Source organism: Aequorivita sp. IT1183 (assembly GCF_058068265.1).
Genome location: NZ_JBYRHS010000003.1, coordinates 439,328 through 456,936, shown reverse-complemented (window position 1 = coordinate 456,936; position 17,609 = coordinate 439,328). Strand labels below are relative to the sequence as shown.

General features: G+C 36.1%; 19 protein-coding genes. 6 read left to right on the top strand and 13 right to left on the bottom strand.

Features of this window, described 5'->3' with window-relative positions:
- Positions 1-91: 91 nt before the first annotated feature.
- Entirely contained in the window at positions 92-625 is a 534-nt protein-coding gene (locus tag AC3RVF_RS07685) for an AAA family ATPase (RefSeq protein WP_489689518.1), read from the bottom strand.
- An 82-nt stretch (positions 626-707) separates the two neighbouring features.
- Here AC3RVF_RS07685 and AC3RVF_RS07680 point away from each other — a divergent pair, with 82 nt between their 5' ends.
- The 3 genes from AC3RVF_RS07680 to murA all read left to right on the top strand — a co-directional run bounded on the left by AC3RVF_RS07680 (position 708) and on the right by murA (position 3,067).
- The gene (locus AC3RVF_RS07680) at positions 708-998 is read left to right on the top strand and encodes a DUF493 family protein (protein WP_489689519.1); all 291 of its coding nucleotides are present in this window, start codon (positions 708-710) and stop codon (positions 996-998) included.
- Positions 999-1,073: 75 nt separating this feature from the next.
- Positions 1,074-1,736 (top strand): DUF4290 domain-containing protein, encoded by a 663-nt coding sequence (locus AC3RVF_RS07675; RefSeq protein ID WP_489689520.1) that lies wholly within the window; start codon positions 1,074-1,076, stop codon positions 1,734-1,736.
- Between the two features lie 17 nt (positions 1,737-1,753).
- On the top strand, positions 1,754-3,067 hold the full coding sequence (murA, locus tag AC3RVF_RS07670; protein ID WP_489689521.1) for a UDP-N-acetylglucosamine 1-carboxyvinyltransferase: 1,314 nt from the start codon (positions 1,754-1,756) through the stop codon (positions 3,065-3,067).
- 4 nt (positions 3,068-3,071) lie between these two features.
- Here murA and AC3RVF_RS07665 read toward each other — a convergent pair whose 3' ends face one another.
- The 3 genes from AC3RVF_RS07665 to AC3RVF_RS07655 form a co-directional block, all read right to left on the bottom strand.
- Positions 3,072-3,683 carry a hypothetical protein gene (locus tag AC3RVF_RS07665; protein WP_489693120.1) on the bottom strand — a complete coding sequence of 204 codons (612 nt, stop codon included), beginning with the start codon at positions 3,681-3,683 and terminating at the stop codon, positions 3,072-3,074.
- A gap of 101 nt (positions 3,684-3,784) precedes the next feature.
- Positions 3,785-5,089: a cryptochrome/photolyase family protein gene (locus tag AC3RVF_RS07660; RefSeq protein ID WP_489693119.1), complete on the bottom strand. Its 1,305-nt coding sequence runs from the start codon at positions 5,087-5,089 to the stop codon at positions 3,785-3,787.
- Between the two features lie 93 nt (positions 5,090-5,182).
- Positions 5,183-5,644, bottom strand: a complete 462-nt coding sequence (locus tag AC3RVF_RS07655) for an SRPBCC family protein (protein ID WP_489689524.1) — start codon at positions 5,642-5,644, stop codon at positions 5,183-5,185.
- Between the two features lie 336 nt (positions 5,645-5,980).
- Here AC3RVF_RS07655 and AC3RVF_RS07650 point away from each other — a divergent pair, with 336 nt between their 5' ends.
- Entirely contained in the window at positions 5,981-6,826 is an 846-nt protein-coding gene (locus AC3RVF_RS07650) for a DUF2911 domain-containing protein (protein WP_489693118.1), read from the top strand.
- Between the two features lie 63 nt (positions 6,827-6,889).
- Here the strand turns inward: AC3RVF_RS07650 and AC3RVF_RS07645 are convergent, their stop codons facing one another.
- The 7 genes from AC3RVF_RS07645 to AC3RVF_RS07615 form a co-directional block, all read right to left on the bottom strand.
- Complete coding sequence (locus AC3RVF_RS07645) at positions 6,890-7,321, bottom strand: hypothetical protein (RefSeq protein WP_489689526.1); 432 nt, start codon at positions 7,319-7,321, stop codon at positions 6,890-6,892.
- On the bottom strand, positions 7,318-7,818 hold the full coding sequence (locus AC3RVF_RS07640) for a hypothetical protein (RefSeq protein WP_489693117.1): 501 nt from the start codon (positions 7,816-7,818) through the stop codon (positions 7,318-7,320). The genes AC3RVF_RS07645 and AC3RVF_RS07640 overlap by 4 nt, the downstream gene beginning before the upstream one ends.
- Before the next feature lie 106 nt (positions 7,819-7,924).
- Positions 7,925-8,482 (bottom strand): RNA polymerase sigma factor, encoded by a 558-nt coding sequence (locus AC3RVF_RS07635; protein ID WP_489693116.1) that lies wholly within the window; start codon positions 8,480-8,482, stop codon positions 7,925-7,927.
- 154 nt (positions 8,483-8,636) lie between these two features.
- Positions 8,637-10,463 carry an ABC transporter ATP-binding protein gene (locus AC3RVF_RS07630; protein WP_489689529.1) on the bottom strand — a complete coding sequence of 609 codons (1,827 nt, stop codon included), beginning with the start codon at positions 10,461-10,463 and terminating at the stop codon, positions 8,637-8,639.
- Positions 10,463-12,178: a phospho-sugar mutase gene (locus AC3RVF_RS07625; RefSeq protein ID WP_489693115.1), complete on the bottom strand. Its 1,716-nt coding sequence runs from the start codon at positions 12,176-12,178 to the stop codon at positions 10,463-10,465. Before AC3RVF_RS07625 ends, AC3RVF_RS07630 begins: the two co-directional genes overlap by 1 nt.
- Positions 12,179-12,293: 115 nt before the next feature.
- On the bottom strand, positions 12,294-13,238 hold the full coding sequence (locus AC3RVF_RS07620) for a glycosyltransferase family 2 protein (RefSeq protein WP_489689531.1): 945 nt from the start codon (positions 13,236-13,238) through the stop codon (positions 12,294-12,296).
- A gap of 3 nt (positions 13,239-13,241) precedes the next feature.
- Positions 13,242-13,784 (bottom strand): DUF4199 domain-containing protein, encoded by a 543-nt coding sequence (locus tag AC3RVF_RS07615; protein ID WP_489689532.1) that lies wholly within the window; start codon positions 13,782-13,784, stop codon positions 13,242-13,244.
- Positions 13,785-13,970: 186 nt separating this feature from the next.
- On the opposite strand from AC3RVF_RS07615, the gene AC3RVF_RS07610 reads away from it, so the two are divergent.
- The gene (locus AC3RVF_RS07610; RefSeq protein ID WP_489689533.1) at positions 13,971-14,252 is read left to right on the top strand and encodes a type B 50S ribosomal protein L31; all 282 of its coding nucleotides are present in this window, start codon (positions 13,971-13,973) and stop codon (positions 14,250-14,252) included.
- Between the two features lie 163 nt (positions 14,253-14,415).
- Positions 14,416-15,591: a GlmU family protein gene (locus AC3RVF_RS07605; RefSeq protein ID WP_489689534.1), complete on the top strand. Its 1,176-nt coding sequence runs from the start codon at positions 14,416-14,418 to the stop codon at positions 15,589-15,591.
- Here the strand turns inward: AC3RVF_RS07605 and AC3RVF_RS07600 are convergent.
- Both AC3RVF_RS07600 and AC3RVF_RS07595 read right to left on the bottom strand, forming a co-directional pair.
- The gene (locus AC3RVF_RS07600) at positions 15,588-15,869 is read right to left on the bottom strand and encodes a hypothetical protein (RefSeq protein WP_489689535.1); all 282 of its coding nucleotides are present in this window, start codon (positions 15,867-15,869) and stop codon (positions 15,588-15,590) included. The two genes, AC3RVF_RS07605 and AC3RVF_RS07600, sit on opposite strands and share 4 nt — an antisense overlap.
- A gap of 38 nt (positions 15,870-15,907) precedes the next feature.
- Entirely contained in the window at positions 15,908-17,548 is a 1,641-nt protein-coding gene (locus AC3RVF_RS07595) for an ABC transporter substrate-binding protein (RefSeq protein WP_489689536.1), read from the bottom strand.
- Positions 17,549-17,609: the final 61 nt, after the last annotated feature.

Genomic DNA, 17,609 nt, shown 5'->3' with positions numbered 1-17,609 from the left:
GTTCTCATTGGGTTAATGCGTTATTAAATTGTAAAGATAGTAGGTTGCCTGTGTAAAAGTGATTGATTTAAGAAATTCAATCACTTAATGACTAAATTTTACTTAATATGAAATTTGCCCGCTCTTCAATAGTACCTACGGGCACTTCGCATATTTTGTAGCCATAGTTTTCGTAACCAGTTTTCAGAAAATGAAATATTTTTTCAGCTTGAGCAAAACTCTCGTAACGCTCGTTATCCTGTTTGTAAATTTCTTCCCAGGGTGGAAGAAGAAATATTTTATTATACCGAAATTCGTTACAGGTTATTGAGAAATTTTCGGGGTAATCCGTTCCCATATAATCCATATATGCAGTAACATCGGGCATGCCACGATCATAAAAAAGTATGGATGCGGCGCATTCTTTTCCTTCGTGATATTGTTTCAATCTACCTTCCAGCAATTTTTCGCTGAATAGAATTGGGCTTTCCAGAAATAATTGCTCAATCCCTTGTTTTTGAGCTTCCAAAGTTACAGCTCTTGAAATTTCGTGCATCACTACATGTCCTTCTTCTTCCAAGTATTTTATAAGCGCTGTTTTCCCTGTGCCAGGTCCGCCAGTTATTACAATTTTTTTCGTTTTCAAAAGATTCAATTTTATGCAAAGTAAGTAAATAAATATTTGAGGTGAAAGTGTATCTTTGTTGCTCACAGAGCAAAATTATTTGATGGATCAAAATAAGAACACTTCAGAATTTTACGACCGTTTAAAAAAGCAACTCGAAGAAGATACTACTTGGCCCGCGCCCTATCTTTTTAAATTTATAGTACCTGCCGAGCTCGAAAAAATTGCTGAGATAGAACGAATTTTTGATGGCACCGATGCTAAAATAAGCACCCGCGATTCTTCCAAAGGAACCTATTCAAGCCTATCTGTGAATGTTACGATGGAAAACCCAGACCAAGTGGTAAAGAAATATCTTGAAGTTTCCAAGGTTGAAGGCGTTATTTCACTATAATTTTTAGTATTTTGCGTCTGAAATGATTTTCAATCTTTCCGAGTACATTAATATTCTTTCCTTAATAAAAACATTTTGATACAAGAAGTAGCCCAAATAGAGTATAATACAGAACGCCCAAAGCTAATTATTCCAGAATACGGGCGTCATATTCAAAAAATGGTGGATCACGCCATTGCCACAGAAGATAAAGACGAACGAAATAAAATTGCCAAAGGCATAATTGCTGTAATGGGAAATCTAAACCCGCATCTTCGCGATGTTCCAGATTTTCAACCGATGCTTTGGGATCAACTTTTTATAATCTCAGATTTTAAACTTGATGTAGATTCTCCATATCCAATTCCTTCGAGAGAGGAATTAATGGAGCGTCCAGAACCATTGGGTTATCCTCAAAACTTTCCTAAATATCGTTTTTACGGTAATAACATCAAAAGAATGATTGATGTTGCGGTAAGTTGGGAAGAAGGAGATAAAAAAGATGGACTTATTATTACTATCGCGAACCACATGAAGAAATGTTTTCTGAATTGGAACAAAGATACCGTAGAAGACGACGTAATCTTTGCACATCTTTTGGAACTTTCCGAGGGGAAAATCAATCTGAAAAACAGCGATGAAGATTTGAGCGATGCTTCAGATTTATTGAAGAATAAAAAACGTTTTAACACGAGTAATTCTTCTGCTAAGAAAAACTACAAACCAAGCAATAACAACCGCAACCGTAAACGTTATTAAAATTCCAACCAGTATTTATGGGAACTTTCCAAATAGAGGGCGGGCATAAACTTAAGGGTGAAATTACTCCACAAGGTGCCAAAAATGAAGCGCTACAAATTCTTTGTGCCGTATTATTAACTCCAGAAAAAGTTATTATTGAGAATATTCCAGATATTCTGGATGTCAATAAACTGATAAAAATTTTAGAAAATCTAGGTGTAAAAATCCAAAAGTTGGCTAAAGGCAAATATGCTTTTATTGCAGACGAAATCAACCTAGATTATCTAGAATCAGAACTTTTTAAACAGGAGGGAAGCTCATTACGCGGTTCCATCATGATTGTGGGTCCTTTATTAGCAAGGTTTGGCAAAGGATATATTCCGCGGCCAGGAGGAGATAAAATAGGAAGAAGAAGGCTTGATACTCACTTTGAAGGTTTTATTAAACTCGGCGCGAAATTCCGCTATAACAGAGAAGAGCGTTTTTACGGTGTAGAAGCTCCCAATGGTTTAAAAGGTGCTTATATGCTTTTAGACCAAGCTTCGGTAACAGGAACTGCCAATATTGTTATGGCAGCTGTTATGGCTAAGGGAACAACAACCATTTACAATGCCGCTTGCGAACCGTATATTCAACAACTTTGTAAGATGCTGAATTCAATGGGCGCTAATATTAGCGGGGTTGGTTCTAATCTTTTGGTTATTGAAGGCGTTAAGAAATTGGGAGGCTGTAGGCATCGCATTTTGCCAGATATGATTGAAATAGGAAGTTGGATTGGCCTTGCAGCTATGACACGTAGCGAAATAACTATTAAAAACGTAAGCTGGGAAAATTTGGGATTGATTCCCGAAACTTTTAGAAAACTAGGTATAATACTCGAAAAAGTAGGAGACGATATATATATTCCTGCACAAGATGAATACGAGATTCAAGGCTACATAGATGGGTCTATCCTTACTGTCGCAGATGCACCATGGCCAGGTTTTACGCCAGATTTATTAAGTATAGTTCTTGTAGTTTGTACGCAGGCAAAAGGAAGTGTGCTTATTCACCAAAAAATGTTTGAAAGTCGCTTGTTTTTTGTAGATAAGTTGATTGATATGGGTGCAAAAATTATTCTTTGCGATCCTCACCGCGCTACAGTAATAGGCCATAACTTTGAATCTAACTTGAAAGCTACAACAATGGTTTCACCAGATATTCGTGCGGGAATTTCACTCTTAATTGCAGCATTATCTGCGCAGGGAACCAGCACTATCCACAATATTGAGCAGATTGATCGTGGGTACGAAAATATTGATGAAAGACTTAGAGCGCTGGGTGCAAAAATAACTCGAACCGAGCCCTAATTAATTAGACTTTTCGGTGTTTATTAATTTCGTCCTGTAATTTTCTACGAAGTTTTTGTTCGCGATCTAAACTGTTTCGGCGATAGTCTTCAATTTCAATTTCCATCTCTGCCGTTTTAAGTTGGGCGTCCTTGGTGATTTTATGACTATTCAAAAATCTGTAGAATAGAAGTCCGCTAATTAAAAGCAAAACTAAAATGATACCCCATAATATTGTATTATAGGTAGCTTTAGAAGTAAGAATGCCGAAAACTTCAATTCCGTCTTCTTTCTCCTTCGATTTAGATAGATTTTGTTGGGTGTTTTTTAAATTCTGACGAAGTGAATCAATCTCACTTTTCTGTTGTCTTAATTCAATTTCTTGATTACTTATATTTTTTTCCAATGAAGAAACGGAGTCTAAAACGTTTCTTTTCAGCTTGGCCAACTGCGTCTTTTTAATAACTTTATATTCTTGATAACTATTGCTATTATCAAAAGCATCGGTCATTTGGTCGTTCAGACTGTTTTTGATAACTTGTATAGAATCCTGAGCCGAAACATTTAAGGCAAATAGAAATAGGGGAAAGATTAATATAAAAATCTTCTTCATGTCTTTTGGTTTGATGTAGTGCATATCTTAACTGTGCAAGAGTAGCAAAATTGTGCTGAATGGCATAAAAATACAATCCCTTTACCTTTTTTTTAACAAATTTAAATAAGCGGAATAGCTATTTGCTAAGAAACGGCAGCTTTATAAACCTTTAAGCAGCGTTCGCGTGCTTCTTTATGATCTACTATTTTATCGGGGTAGGAGTCAGTTCCAAATTCTGAAACGTAATTTTTTATGTACTCGTAATCTTTATCAAACTTTTCAATTTGAGTTGTTGGATTAAAAATTCTGAAATATGGCGCGGCGTCAACGCCACTTCCTGCAGCCCATTGCCAATTGCCAACATTGCTGGACATTTCATAATCTAAAAGTTTTTCGGCGAAGTACGCTTCGCCCCAACGCCAATCAATCAAAAGGTGCTTGCAGAGAAAACTGGCAACAACCATCCGCACACGGTTATGCATATAGCCAGTTTCATTTAATTGTCGCATTCCTGCATCTACTATTGGATAGCCAGTTTTACCCTCTTTCCACTTTTTAAATTCAATTTCGTTATTGCGCCACTCAATTCGGTCGTATTTCTTTTTGAAAGCATTTTCAACCGTTTCTGGGAAATGCCACAAAATTTGCATAAAAAATTCGCGCCAAATTAATTCCTGCCAAAAGACTTCGTTTTTTTCGGAAGTTGCTTTTTTCATAATTTTCCGAATGCTAACAGTACCAAAGCGTAAGTGTGGGCCCAAATGTGAAGTTGCATCGGCCGCAGGAAAATTTCTTCTTTTTTCGTATTCTTGAATAGTAGTGGGCGTTACGACATAATCGGTGATCTCAATTTTCGATTTACGAAAACCAATATCGCTTAATGTGAGATTTGGTAACTGTGAATTTTGAAAGTTATTTTTTAAAACTTCTGTGGTATTATAAATCTTCTCGTTGTATTCCTTTTTAAACTTTTCTTTCCACGTTTTCATGAAGGGAGAATAAACTATATAAGGATCGCCGTCGCCTTTTACCACTTCATCTTTTTCAAAAATAACTTGGTCTTTGAATGTTTGAAAACCGATATTTTCCTCAGAAAGTAATTTTTCTATTTGTTCATCGCGACTCTTCGCATAAGGCTCATAATCGCGATTTGTTATTACATTTTGAATATCAAATTCTGAAATTATTTTTTTGAATATAGCTTCTGGTTTGCCGTGAAACATAGCAAGACTGCTGCCGTGTTTCTGCAATTCATCGCGCATTTTTTGAAGTGTTTCAAAAATAAAAGTAACTCGTGCGTCGTCCTGGGGAAGTTCACCGAGTATTTCTGAATCGAATATAAATATGGGAATTACGGGAAAATTTCCGTGTAAGGCTTCGTAGAAACCAACATTGTCATCCAATCGCAGATCTCTTTGAAACCAAAATACATTTACTTTTTCCGCCAAAATTTAAATTATTTTTAAAGTTGAAAGACCACTCTTTTTCCACAAAAACCAACAATTAGTAATATTATTTTCCGCATCTTAAAAATATTGAAGTTATATAGTGCCGAAGAGCTCTACCAATTTATTGTGTCTGTATTTAAAAATTTCGTCCAGCTTCGGTTTCACCAAAAAGGGATGAATCATTTGGCCTAAAAAACCAAAGGGTAACTTATAATGTAATAAATCTTCCATCGCTACGCCGCCGTCAATTTCTTTTATAAAATGTTTATGGTGCCAAAGTGCATAGGGACCGAAGCGCTGTTCGTCTACAAAGTATTTACCTTCTACAGAATGCGTTATTTCGGTAACCCATTTAGTTTTAATACCTAAAATTGGGGTTACAATATATTCAATAATCTGCCCAGCAAACATTGGTCTATCTGCGCCGGACTGAATATTGAATCCCATATAATCTGGGGTTATAACCTTCAAATTTTTAGGATTTGACAGAAATTTCCAAGCTTCTTCTATGGTAATAGGTAAGTGTTGTTTTGCGTGTAGCGTATAAATTTTCATTCAATCTTTATTTTTCTTGATCGAGTGTTAATTTACGATTCATGCGTAATAACCTATACGTATTTGCCCTAACGTCTGCTTGACGAAAGCCCGGTCTAAATAATTTTTTAAATAACTTTAGCATTTTTTTGAAATTTTCTCTAAAAATACTTTGTTTTACCATATTTAAAAAAGTTTAAACAAAACATTAACTATTGTTCGTAATTCATTCTATAGCTTAGTATTCGGGCAATTGTATTATCTTAATTTTTATGTTAATTTAAGTTTTCCTTAACTCTTCTAAAATTTTCAAAAGAGTAACTTCGTAAAAAATATAACCTTCTTAAAACCATTACAATGAAAAAGATTATTTTACTTTTTTCTGCTTTAATGCTAACAGTTAGTATTCAAGCTCAAATAGAAACACCACAATCAAGTCCATTTCAGAAAATTGAACAGAAAGTTGGCTTAACAGATGTAACTTTAGAATATTCTAGACCTGCCATGAGAGGTAGAACTATTTTTGGAAGTTTGGTGCCTTATGACGCTGTATGGCGTACTGGTGCAAATGCTAATTCTAAAATTACATTTAGCGATGACGTTGAAGTTGGTGGAAAAACCTTAAAAGCAGGATCGTATGCTATTTACACAAAACCAGGTGCTACAAGCTGGGATGTTTATTTTTATAGCGACGCTAATAACTGGGGAACTCCAGAAAAATGGGATGATAACAAAGTTGCAGCTAAAGTAACAACGCAATCATACCCAATGCCAATGAATATTGAATCATTTACAATGAGTTTTGATGACTTATCAAATGATGGAGCTACATTAGGTATGCTTTGGGAAAAAACTTATGTTGGTGTGCCAATTAAATTTAACACAGACAAAACAGTTTCTGCAAGTATTCTAAAAACAATGAATGGTCCATCTGCAAACGATTATTACTCGGCTGCAGTTTATTATTTAGAAGCTGGTAAAGACATAAACCAAGCTAAAACTTGGATTGACAAGGCTATTGATATGAACAAGGATCCAAAGTTCTATCAAATACGCCAAAAATCTTTGATCTACGCAAAAGCTGGAGATAAGAAAGGTGCAATTGCAGCGGCTAAAAAATCGTTGGAACTTGCAAAAGCTGCAGGTAATACTGATTATGTAGCTTTAAATGAGAAGTCTTTAAAAGAATGGGGAGCCATGTAATTTAATTGGTTTCATTATATAAAAAAAGCCCCGAAAATTTCGGGGCTTTTTTTTATCCATTTTTTACTTTTCTCGACTATTTCGGTATCGGTTAAAAAGCTCTCGTTTAAAATCGTCTTCTGCTTTTTTAAGGGAGATTATTTTTTTTGGCGAAATTACTTTCCGCAATTCCGCTGTCATCTGTTTCCTCAATTCTAATTCAGTAGATTCAATTGAAAGGTTTTTATCTATAAGTTCATTAGCTTCAGTATCGGTTAAATTGTCTAAACCTCCCCGAAGTTTTTCGAAAATCTCGGTGCGCTCCTTAAGTCGAAGCACGTGGAATTTGTCGTGATAGCTATTGTAGATTGGCCAAAACTTTTCGGCTTCTAAAGAGGTAAGCGCTAATCGTTCTGTTATATAAGCCGTTTTTAAAGCTTTTATTTTTTCGTGCTTTCCGTCTTGCGCCTGCACAGTGGCGGCTAATAAGAGGAACAATATTACTAATTTTTTCATTGCTCGTTAATTATAGTTTCTGCATCCAGGTTTTCTAAAAGGTAATCTTCTAACGCATTGTCTGAAAACTGCTGCGTGTCAAAATCAATGTCTTTAATGTCTTTGTCGTCTATATAAGTGGTTAAATCATACAAATCAAAATTTAAATTACCATCTTCAATATAGGTGTCAATTGCAGCTAATTGTAGCGCATCGAGACCCGATTGATTGCTATCGTTATTGAAAATAGTAAAGCCAATTAATAAGCAAGCCGCAATAGCTGCCGCATAACCGTAGTATTTCTTCGGAAAAAGTGGAATAACCTTTTTAGGCTTTTCTGAAATTGTAACCGTTTTCAAAATACGTTCGTCCAAAACTTCAAAATAACTGTCGGGAACTTTAAAGCCAGCAGACTTCGGAAAGTTTTCTTCTGCAATTTTACTGAAAAGACGCTCCTCGAAAGTTTCGAAATAACCTTCGGGCACTTTAAAATCTGGTATGTTATTATCTTTTTTCACTTTAAGTTTTGACTTTCAATATTTTATAAGGTTTTATCTGTCTTGCTTATTTTTTTTGATAGGACAGTTAGAACAACCTAATTATATTTATTACTTTGATTCATTTCTAATTTAAGGATGTTTCATTCGATTTTATAAATTGTGTAATTTTCTTTACTGCAATGTGATAACTGCTTTTTAAACCACCTGTTGACGTTTCAAGAATTTCTGAGAGTTCTTCAAAGGTGTGGTCTTCAAAATATTTCATTGTGAAAATTAATCGCTGCCTTTCCGGAAGCGTTGCTATCGCCTTTTGAAACTGAAGCTGGATGGCATCGCCTTCAAAATATACATCACTTTCTAAATTCCGAAGCGCTTCATCTTTTACATTTTCTAAGGAAACATTATTGCGTTTGGCCTTTTTGTTGAGAAAAGTAATGGATTCATTTGCGGCAATTCTGTACATCCAAGTGTGCAATTTGCTCTCACCTTTAAAAGAATTAATATTTCTGAAAATCTTTATAAACGTATTTTGAAGCACATCGTCGGCATCATCGTGGTCCAGAACCATATTCCTTATCTGCCAATAGAGCCTTTCTTTATACTGCGCTACAAGGTCGCGAAAGGCGGCCTCTTTGGCTGCTTCGGTCTGTAATGCCGTTACCAGTTTTTTTTCTTCAACCATTGTTTGCGCAATCGGTTTTTGGACTGTGAAAAGCGAGAAAGGTTTAATCGGTACAACTCTTCGTGAAACTTTGTGTATTTTCTTTGTGCGCCTTTGTGAAATAACTATTTCAGTGAGTTACAAAGAATCACAGCGGTTCGCAAAGTAATATGGGTTATGCCAAAGACTGCATTTCCACTAAGCTATAATAAACGCCTTTTTTCTCCAAAAGCTCTTGATGTTTTCCTTGTTCCACAATTTTTCCTTTGGAAAGAACCACAATATTATCTGCGTTTTGAATTGTAGAAAGCCTGTGAGCAATTACGATAGAAGTTCTATTTTTCATCATTTTATCTAACGCATCCTGCACCAAACGTTCGCTTTCAGTATCTAAAGCAGAAGTTGCTTCGTCCAAAATCATAATCGGCGGATTTTTCAAAACAGCGCGGGCAATGCTTAATCGCTGTTTTTGTCCACCGCTGAGTTTGTTACCGCTATCGCCAATGTTGGTTTCAAAACCTTCAGGAAGGTCTTTTATGAATTCGTAGGAATTGCTTATTTCTGCAGCGTCACGCAATTCTGCTTCGGTAGCATTAGGTTTTCCGAGTTTAAGATTGTTTGCAACCGTATCATTAAAAAGAATAGAATCCTGCGAAACGATGCCCATTAAGCCTCTTAGCGACCTTTTCGACATATTTTTTATATCTACACCGTCAATTTCAATAGTCCCTTTATTTACGTCGTAGAATCGCGTTAATAGGTTAGCAATTGTACTTTTCCCACTACCAGATTGACCCACGAATGCAACGGTTTTCCCCTTCGGTATTTCAAGTGAAAAATCTTTCAAAACATACTGATCTTCGTATTTAAACGAAATATTTTTAATTGAAATTACACCGTCAAAACCTTCTTTTTGAACAGGGTTTTCAATATCAGTAATTGTATTTTCGGCTTCCAGCAATTCCAAAATACGCTGCGCAGAACCATCTGCACGTTTTATAGAATAACTTGCTTTTGCAATGGCCTTTGCCGGAGTTAAAATATTATATGCCAACATAATGTAACCAATAAAAAAACTGGCTTCCAATGTTCTATCAACAAAAACCAAGTAACCGCCGTAAACTAAAAGAACGCCAATAGTAATAATACCCAGCAACTCGCTTAACGGCGAAGCGAGATTTTGACGGTTTAAAACCGTATTAGAATGTTTATAAAACCTCTCGTTACTATCTTCGAATTTTTTCTGAAATAAATTTTCAGCGTGAAAAGCTTTTATAATGCGCAATCCGCCCATTGTTTCTTCCAAAATAGAAAGAAAAACACCTTGTTCTTCCTGCACTTTTAATGAGCCCTTTTTTAAAGATTTACCAACTCTAGAAATTAGAAATCCTGAAATGGGTAAAAATAGAAACACAAAGAGTGTCAACTTTGCACTTATAAAAAGCATCGTAACCAGTGAAAATATAATGGTTAAAGGCTCGCGAACAATCATTTCTAGCACAGAAAGCACGCTGTTTTTTACTTCATCAACATCAACGCTTAATCGCGAAATAGTATCGCCTTTTCGCTTTTCGGAATAAAACGCCAACGGGAACTGAATTACCTTACTGTAAAGCGCATTCCGAAGATCTTTTAACACGCCATTACGCATAAAAGTAGAGTAGAACATTGCCAAATAATTGCTCAAGTTTTTCAACAAAAACAAAGCGATAATGATCCCTACCATATACATCAACACCCGAAACTCGCCGTGATTATTGATGTTTTCGATAATAAAGTAATTTAAGTATTCTTGTGAAAAATCTTTAATACTAGAGATTCCTTCGTAGACTGGTGGGGCGCCTAATTCGCGATCATTGCTGAAAATTATTTCTAAAACCGGTATTAACGCCACAAAAGAAAGCGTGCTGAACAAGGCATACAAAATGTTAAAAAAGATGTTTAAAAAAGCATATTTTTTATAAGGGTATGCGTAGCGCAGTATTTTTTTGAAATAACTCATTAACTAATGTTTAGTTGTGCGGCAATAGCGTCTATTTTTTTCTGAAGTATTTCTTCAAAATTTTCCTTTTCGGAAGTATTCACGCTAATGTAGAACTTTATTTTCGGTTCTGTACCGCTTGGGCGTGCGGCAATTTTGCTGCCGTCTTCGGTATAATAAATTAATACGTTCGATTTTGGAAGGTTTAGTGGCGAAGTTTTCTGATTCAGAAAATCGATAGTCTCGTTTTTCGATACATCATCCATTCGCGTCACTTTGCTTCCGGCAATTTCTTTAAACGGATTTTCACGAAGCGATTTCATCATTGCTGATATTTCTTCGGCACCCTGTTTTCCTTTTTTTGTAATTGATATTAAATGTTCGCGGTAATTTCCGTACTTACTATAAACATCATTTAAATATTGAAACATACTTCCGCTTTCGTGCTTTTTCTGTGCAGCAATCTCACAAGCCAGTAGGGTAGCGGTAACGGCGTCTTTGTCTCGTACAAAATCGCCAACCAAATAGCCGAAGCTTTCTTCGCCACCACCAATAAATTCGAGTTCGGAAAAGTCATTAATCATTTTGGCAATCCATTTAAAACCGGTTAAACCTTCAATATATTTCACATTGAAATCTTTTGCAACCTTTTCTACCATTGGGGTAGAAACAATTGTGGAGGCAACAAATTGTTTACCGTTCAATTTTCCCGCTTTTTTCCATTGTTCTAAAAGGAAATGCGTCATTAAAACCATGGTTTGGTTTCCGTTGAGCAAAACCATTTCGTTTTTATCGTTTCTAACTGCAACGCCTAAACGATCACAATCTGGGTCGGTACCAATAACGATGTCTGCATTTTCTTTTTCTGCCAATTCCAAAGCCATTTTTAAAGCTGCTGGTTCTTCGGGATTTGGCGATTTTACCGTTGGGAAATCTCCGTTCGGTTTTGCTTGTTCTTCAACAATTAAAACATTTTTGTAACCCGCTAGTTCCAAAACCTGCGGAATCATTGTGATTGATGTTCCGTGAAGCGAAGTGAAAACAATTTTCAAATTGGCTTTTGCTTCATTTGAAGTATTAAAAGTGCCGTTTTCAACTGAAGCCTTTGCAAAAGCTTCGTCAACATCGGTATCTATAAATTGAATTAAATTTTCGTTTGCTTTAAATTTTATGTCTTCGTATTTAAGCGAATTTATTTCGGTAATAATTTCACCATCCTGCGGCGGAACTAGTTGTCCGCCATCTTCCCAATACACTTTGTAACCATTGTATTCAGGCGGATTGTGAGAAGCTGTTAATACAATTCCAGCTTGACAATTTAAATGCTTTACGGCGTAAGATAGCTCGGGCGTAGCGCGCAATTCTGAAAAAAGAAAAACCTTTATTCCGTTGGCAGAAAAAACATTCGCTACAATTTTCGCGAACTCTTTACTATTGTGACGGCAATCGAATGCAATTGCGACTTTAATCTCCTGATTTGGAAATTGCTGTTTTAAATAATTTGAAAGCCCTTGGGTGTTTTTTCCTAAAGTATATTCGTTAATTCTGTTATCGCCAACGCCCATTATACCTCGCATTCCACCAGTTCCGAATTCAAGGTTTTTATAGAAACTATCTTCCAACCCAACAGGGTCGTTAGCTATTAATTCCTTTATACTATTCTGGGTTTTTTGGTCGAAAAAGGGGGTGAGCCATTGGTTAACGCGGGCTAAAATTTTCGGATCTACGTAAATCATTCGCTTAAATTAATTTGTAAAAATAGGTATTTTAATGGGGAGAATTCAAAAATTGAAGGTTCAACGTTTAAAATTCAAAAAACGCAAAGTTTTCTGACTTTTAAATCTCGAATTCTTAATTAACCTTTTCCTTTATTATATAATTTTGAGAGTCTTTCTTGCTTCTAAGAATCAATTCGCCTAAAAATCCAGCAAGAAAAAGTTGTGATCCTAGTATCATTGCGGTTAGCGCAATAAAAAATTCGGGTCTATCTGTAATAAGTCTTGCCGAAGGATTTATAAATAATTTGTCGATGCCTAAATACAGAGCGAAACAGAACCCTATAAAAAGCATAAATGCGCCCCAAGCTCCAAAAAGATGCATTGGTCGTTTTCCAAAACGTGACAAAAACCAAATGGTAATTAAGTCTAAAAACCCGCGGACAAAGCGTTCTGCGCCAAATTTGGTAGTTCCGTATTTTCTGGCTTGGTGCAAAACAGGTTTTTCTGAAATTTTAATAAAACCTGCATTCTTAGCCAAAACAGGAATATAACGGTGCATTTCGCCCGTTACTTCAATGGATTTTACAACATTTCTTTTGTATGCTTTTAGACCGCAATTAAAGTCGTGGAGCTTAACACCAGAAGTTCTACGCGCAGCATAATTAAATAATTTGGAAGGTAAATTTTTACTCAATACAGAATCGTAGCGCTTTTTTTTCCAACCTGAAACCAGATCGAATCCTTCTTCCGTAATCATTTTATAGAGGTCGGGAATTTCTTCGGGATTATCCTGCAAATCGGCGTCCATAGTGATAATAACATCGCCTTGAGCCATTGCAAAACCGGCGTGCAACGCTTGCGATTTTCCGTAGTTCTTCTGAAAACGGATACCTTTTACTTCGGTGTTATTAGTAGATAATTTTTCAATTATTTCCCAAGAACTATCAGTACTTCCATCGTCAATAAAGATGAGTTCATATAAAAAACCATTGGATTGCATAACAGATGCAATCCAACGGTGAAGTTCATTTAGCGATTCTTCTTCGTTAAGAAGAGGTATAACGATGGAGATATTCATTAATTAATTTAACGGATTTGGATTCTTCGTTTTGAAAATAAGTGCAACAAGTAATCCGATTACACTCATAAAAGCAAGACTGAAAACGTAATTTTTTAGCTGCGTAGCAATAGAAAAATTATCTTGTTCTGCCATTTTTGCCATTTGTTCGTCAATTGCAGTTTGTGGTGTGCCCATTTTTTGCAAAAATTCTGCAGTCATTTCTAGCGTTTTCTCTTGAAGAAATGTAGCCATATCTGGGTCAATAATATTAAAAATTAAGATACCTACAACGGTACTAATTATTAGGCCAATTGCAACAGTAATAAAATAGACTGTAAAGGCTTGTTTAAATGTCATTATACCGCCAAGCAAACCCTTTCCCTTTCCTGTAGACACGATTCCTAGTGCAATTATAATAATAAAACTAATAATGCCAACCCACCATTTTGTAAATAAATCTGGGTTTAAAACATACATTAAGGTAGTCATTAGCGCTAAAATAGCCCCTAGAATGAAGCCGTAATTGGCTGCTGATTGTTTAATTGAAATAGGTTGATTTTCCATTTTGAAATGTTTATATTGGTTCGGTTTGTTAGTAAACAAAGATAGCAAAACGTTACATTTGCAGGCGATTTAGAAATGAATTAAAAAAGTGAATAATTTTGTTGCTAGTTTCCAATTAATACTTAAATTTGCAAACTCAATTCCGAAAGGTCGGAAGAGCGCATTTTAAATAATAATATTAAAGAGATGAGAAAAGGTATCCACCCAGAAAATTATAGATTAGTTGCTTTTAAGGATATGAGCAATGAAGATGTATTCCTTACAAAATCAACTGCAGATACAAAAGAGACTATCGAGGTAGATGGTGTTGAGTATCCTTTGGTGAAGATGGAGATTTCACGTTCTTCACATCCTTTCTACACTGGAAAAGCAAAACTTATCGATACTGCAGGACGTATTGACAAATTCAAAAACAAATACGAGAAGTTTAAAAAGCCCGCAGCTACAGAAGCTAAAACAGAAGAATAATCTTCCGTTTGGTACAATATATAAGAGCCTTCGAGAAATCGAAGGCTTTTTTTATGAAAGTTTGTATTGAGCGCGGTCGGAAATGCTCAGTATCCATTTTGTTTATTATTTTTGTGAATCAATGGTCGTTAAGCAGAGTCTAAACGACATTTTAAAGCAAAAAATGAACTACATCCTTTTTGACGGCAGCGTCCGTAACCAGCTTTTACCGTTTACATTTACGCGCCCAGTGGCAGATATCCGTGTGGGTATTTTAACCATTCGCGAAAAGTGGGAACACCTTTTAGGTTTCACTACAACTACAGTAACCGAAGATTATCTTTCTGAAAAATATCCTTTTTTAGAATTGGAAAAGAACATTTTAATAAATGCTTCCTTTCTTCCTTCAGAAAATTTGGCGAACATAATTAAAGGCTTATCAGAAAATCAAGCTGTATTTTTTGATGACGAACCAATTGCTTTTTTCACAACAGAAGGACAGGAAGTAGATTTTGACACTTTTGATGTAATTCAATACGAGCACAACGACATTCTGCGAATTGAGCACACTTGGGATATCTTCTCAAAAAACGGTGAAGCGATAAAGCGCGATTTTGAAATGCTTACCAAAGACCGTGAATCGCAACCTATTCCCGAAGGAGTTTGGGCAAAAAACCCCGAAAATATTTTTATTGAAGAAGGCGCAAGAATAGAATTTTGCACTTTAAATGCTTCCGAAGGACCAATCTATATTGGGAAAGATGCCGAAATTATGGAAGGCGCATTAGTGCGTGGCCCATTTGCACTATGCAAACATTCTACTTTGAAAATGGGTGCTAAAATTTATAGTAACACTACCATTGGTCCACATTGTAAAGTTGGGGGAGAAGTGAACAACTCTGTGCTTTTTGGATTTTCGAATAAAGGGCACGATGGGTTTTTAGGCAATTCTGTTATAGGAGAATGGTGCAATTTGGGTGCTGACACAAACAATTCAAACTTAAAAAATAACTACGCTGAAGTTCGTCTTTGGGATTACGAAACTGAAGGTTTCGCGAGAACCGGATTACAATTCTGTGGGATGATGATGGGCGATCACAGCAAATGTGGCATTAATACAATGTTTAATACTGGAACAGTTGTAGGCGTTAGTGCGAATATCTTTGGCAGCGGTTTTCCTCGAAATTACATTCCCAGCTTTAGTTGGGGTGGTAGTGGAGGTTTCACAACCTACAAAACCGATAAGGCTTTTGAAGTTGCAAAAGTGGTTATGAGCCGAAGAAATATTGAGTTCACAGAAACAGAGGCAAAGATTTTAGAGCACGTTTTTGAAGAAACTGCAAAATGGCGAAAAGCCTAATGAAAAAATAAAAAGTAAATCAACACACCAACTACTACCAACATTACGCCGCCAAAAACAATAGTTAAACGTTTTTGACGGCGTAATTCGTTCTCTTTTAATTTTTGTTTAAAGGCAGTAAACTGGGCAGGCGACATTTTTTTGTAGTCAACAATTTTGCCGTAGTTTTCGTTGGAAGAGACAACGTCTTTTTTAAAATATTTATCTCGTTTGGCTAGTTGCTTCGCATTATTGCGAATTGATTGTGCCATTGCGGCTGCCGAACCTCCAAATCCCATAGATTACTTTTTATTTTTTTAAAAAAGTAATTTACAAATTATTTTGATTTCTTTACGTACTTCAAAATCAAAAAATTCTGTGGATTAATACCCAAACCCGAAACTTTTTTGTTTACAAAACGAACAGCCATGTCATAAAACAAAGGCACTACGGGCGCTTCATCTACAATAATAGAATCCATTTTTGTGTATAATACTTTACGTTCGTCAATATTTGAAATTGAAAGCGATTTCACATAAAGACTATCATAAAGCTGATTTTTGAAATGCATATAATTAGGGCCATTTGGCGCAAAGTTAGGGCTGTAAAATAGTGAAAGATAGTTTTCGGCATCGGGATAATCTGCAATCCAGCTAGCTCTAAAAATATCTAGCTCTCCGCTGCTCTTCATCTGGCGAAGCGTGGAAGGCGGCATTACGTCTATCGTTACGGCAATTCCAAGTTTTTCAAGCTCGCGTTGCACATATTCGCATAAATCTAAATATTGGCTATTCGTACCAATGGTTATCTCTGGTTTTGAATCGCCAGTTTCTATTTTATATTGTTCAATTAATTGCTGTGCTTTTTCGGGTTGATAAGAGTATCCGTCTATTTCGGCGTAACCTGGCAATCCTTTCGGAATAAAACCGTGAGTGGCAGGAATACCCATTCCATTACGCAAATACATTACCATCTTTTGACGGTCGAAACCATAATTTATAGCTTGGCGTAAGGTTTTGCTTTGTATTTCGGGCGTATTCGTACCGAGGAAAAAACCGAGATATTCCGTGTTCAAATACGGCCCCGTAATCATGTAGGCCATATCTTCATATTTTGACTGAAGTTTGCCGTGAGTAGTTAAAAGTTCGTCTTTATAACTACCGTCCAAACCTGAAATAAAATCGAGTTCTTCTTGTGCGAATTGTAAAAATTCACTCTGTTTATCGGGTAGAAAAGTGATTGCTACGGCTTCTAAATAGGGAAGTTTTTCTCCGTTTTCATCTCTTTCAAAATAAAGAGGATTTTTTCGGAATACCAGTTTTACATTTTCCTCCCACATTTTAAACTGAAAAGGACCGGTGCCCACAGGATTTCTTCTAAATTCATTTCCGTAAAATTCCACGGCTTCCTTCGGAACTACCGAGCAATAGCGCATTGAAAGCAATCCCAGAAACGCAGGAAACGGTTGTTTTAGTTGAATAACCAATGTGTTGTCGTCTTGAGCTTTGTAGCTTTTTACGTAATTCATCACCCAACTTCCGGAAGAGGCTACCTTTTCGTCAGTAAGTCTGTCAAAACTATATACAAAATCTTGCGCTACAACTCTTCGTGTATAGCGGGTTGGTTCGTGAAGTCCATCTTGTGCAAAAGCTTTGTTTTGGTGAAAAAAAACATCGTCTCTCAGGTAAAATGTATATGTATAAGTTGAATCATTCACTTCCCAACTTTTGGCGATGTCTGGTTTAATATTCAACGAATCGTCGAGTTGAACTAATCCATTATAAAGCTGGTTGTCTGGCCAAATAGCTTGTGGATTACGAGCAAAGGCAGGGTCTAGCGTTGGAATGTTTCCGTGCTCGTTATAGCGGAAAACGAGATGGTCTCGATCTGTTTCTATGTCATTTCCGCAGGATAGCAAAAAGAGTGAGGCGCAACAGGCTGAAAATAGTAGTATTAGATTTTTTAAAGGCTTCTGCATGTGTTTTTGGGAACCGATTTTAGTTTGTATTTTTGTGCCCTCAATTGCCAAAAATACAATA

Excerpts from the sequence above, each read along its gene's own strand:
- AC3RVF_RS07605 (WP_489689534.1), top strand. The coding sequence starts at position 14,416 with ATGAACTACATCCTTTTTGACGGCAGCGTCCGTAACCAGCTTTTACCG.
- AC3RVF_RS07615 (WP_489689532.1), bottom strand. The coding sequence starts at position 13,784 with ATGGAAAATCAACCTATTTCAATTAAACAATCAGCAGCCAATTACGGC.
- AC3RVF_RS07625 (WP_489693115.1), bottom strand. The coding sequence starts at position 12,178 with ATGATTTACGTAGATCCGAAAATTTTAGCCCGCGTTAACCAATGGCTC.
- AC3RVF_RS07620 (WP_489689531.1), bottom strand. The coding sequence starts at position 13,238 with ATGAATATCTCCATCGTTATACCTCTTCTTAACGAAGAAGAATCGCTA.
- AC3RVF_RS07610 (WP_489689533.1), top strand. The coding sequence starts at position 13,971 with ATGAGAAAAGGTATCCACCCAGAAAATTATAGATTAGTTGCTTTTAAG.
- AC3RVF_RS07630 (WP_489689529.1), bottom strand. The coding sequence starts at position 10,463 with ATGAGTTATTTCAAAAAAATACTGCGCTACGCATACCCTTATAAAAAA.
- AC3RVF_RS07595 (WP_489689536.1), bottom strand. The coding sequence starts at position 17,548 with ATGCAGAAGCCTTTAAAAAATCTAATACTACTATTTTCAGCCTGTTGC.
- AC3RVF_RS07600 (WP_489689535.1), bottom strand. The coding sequence starts at position 15,869 with ATGGGATTTGGAGGTTCGGCAGCCGCAATGGCACAATCAATTCGCAAT.
- AC3RVF_RS07655 (WP_489689524.1), bottom strand. The coding sequence starts at position 5,644 with ATGAAAATTTATACGCTACACGCAAAACAACACTTACCTATTACCATA.
- murA (WP_489689521.1), top strand. The coding sequence starts at position 1,754 with ATGGGAACTTTCCAAATAGAGGGCGGGCATAAACTTAAGGGTGAAATT.
- AC3RVF_RS07650 (WP_489693118.1), top strand. The coding sequence starts at position 5,981 with ATGAAAAAGATTATTTTACTTTTTTCTGCTTTAATGCTAACAGTTAGT.
- AC3RVF_RS07680 (WP_489689519.1), top strand. The coding sequence starts at position 708 with ATGGATCAAAATAAGAACACTTCAGAATTTTACGACCGTTTAAAAAAG.
- AC3RVF_RS07635 (WP_489693116.1), bottom strand. The coding sequence starts at position 8,482 with ATGGTTGAAGAAAAAAAACTGGTAACGGCATTACAGACCGAAGCAGCC.
- AC3RVF_RS07645 (WP_489689526.1), bottom strand. The coding sequence starts at position 7,321 with ATGAAAAAATTAGTAATATTGTTCCTCTTATTAGCCGCCACTGTGCAG.
- AC3RVF_RS07665 (WP_489693120.1), bottom strand. The coding sequence starts at position 3,683 with ATGCACTACATCAAACCAAAAGACATGAAGAAGATTTTTATATTAATC.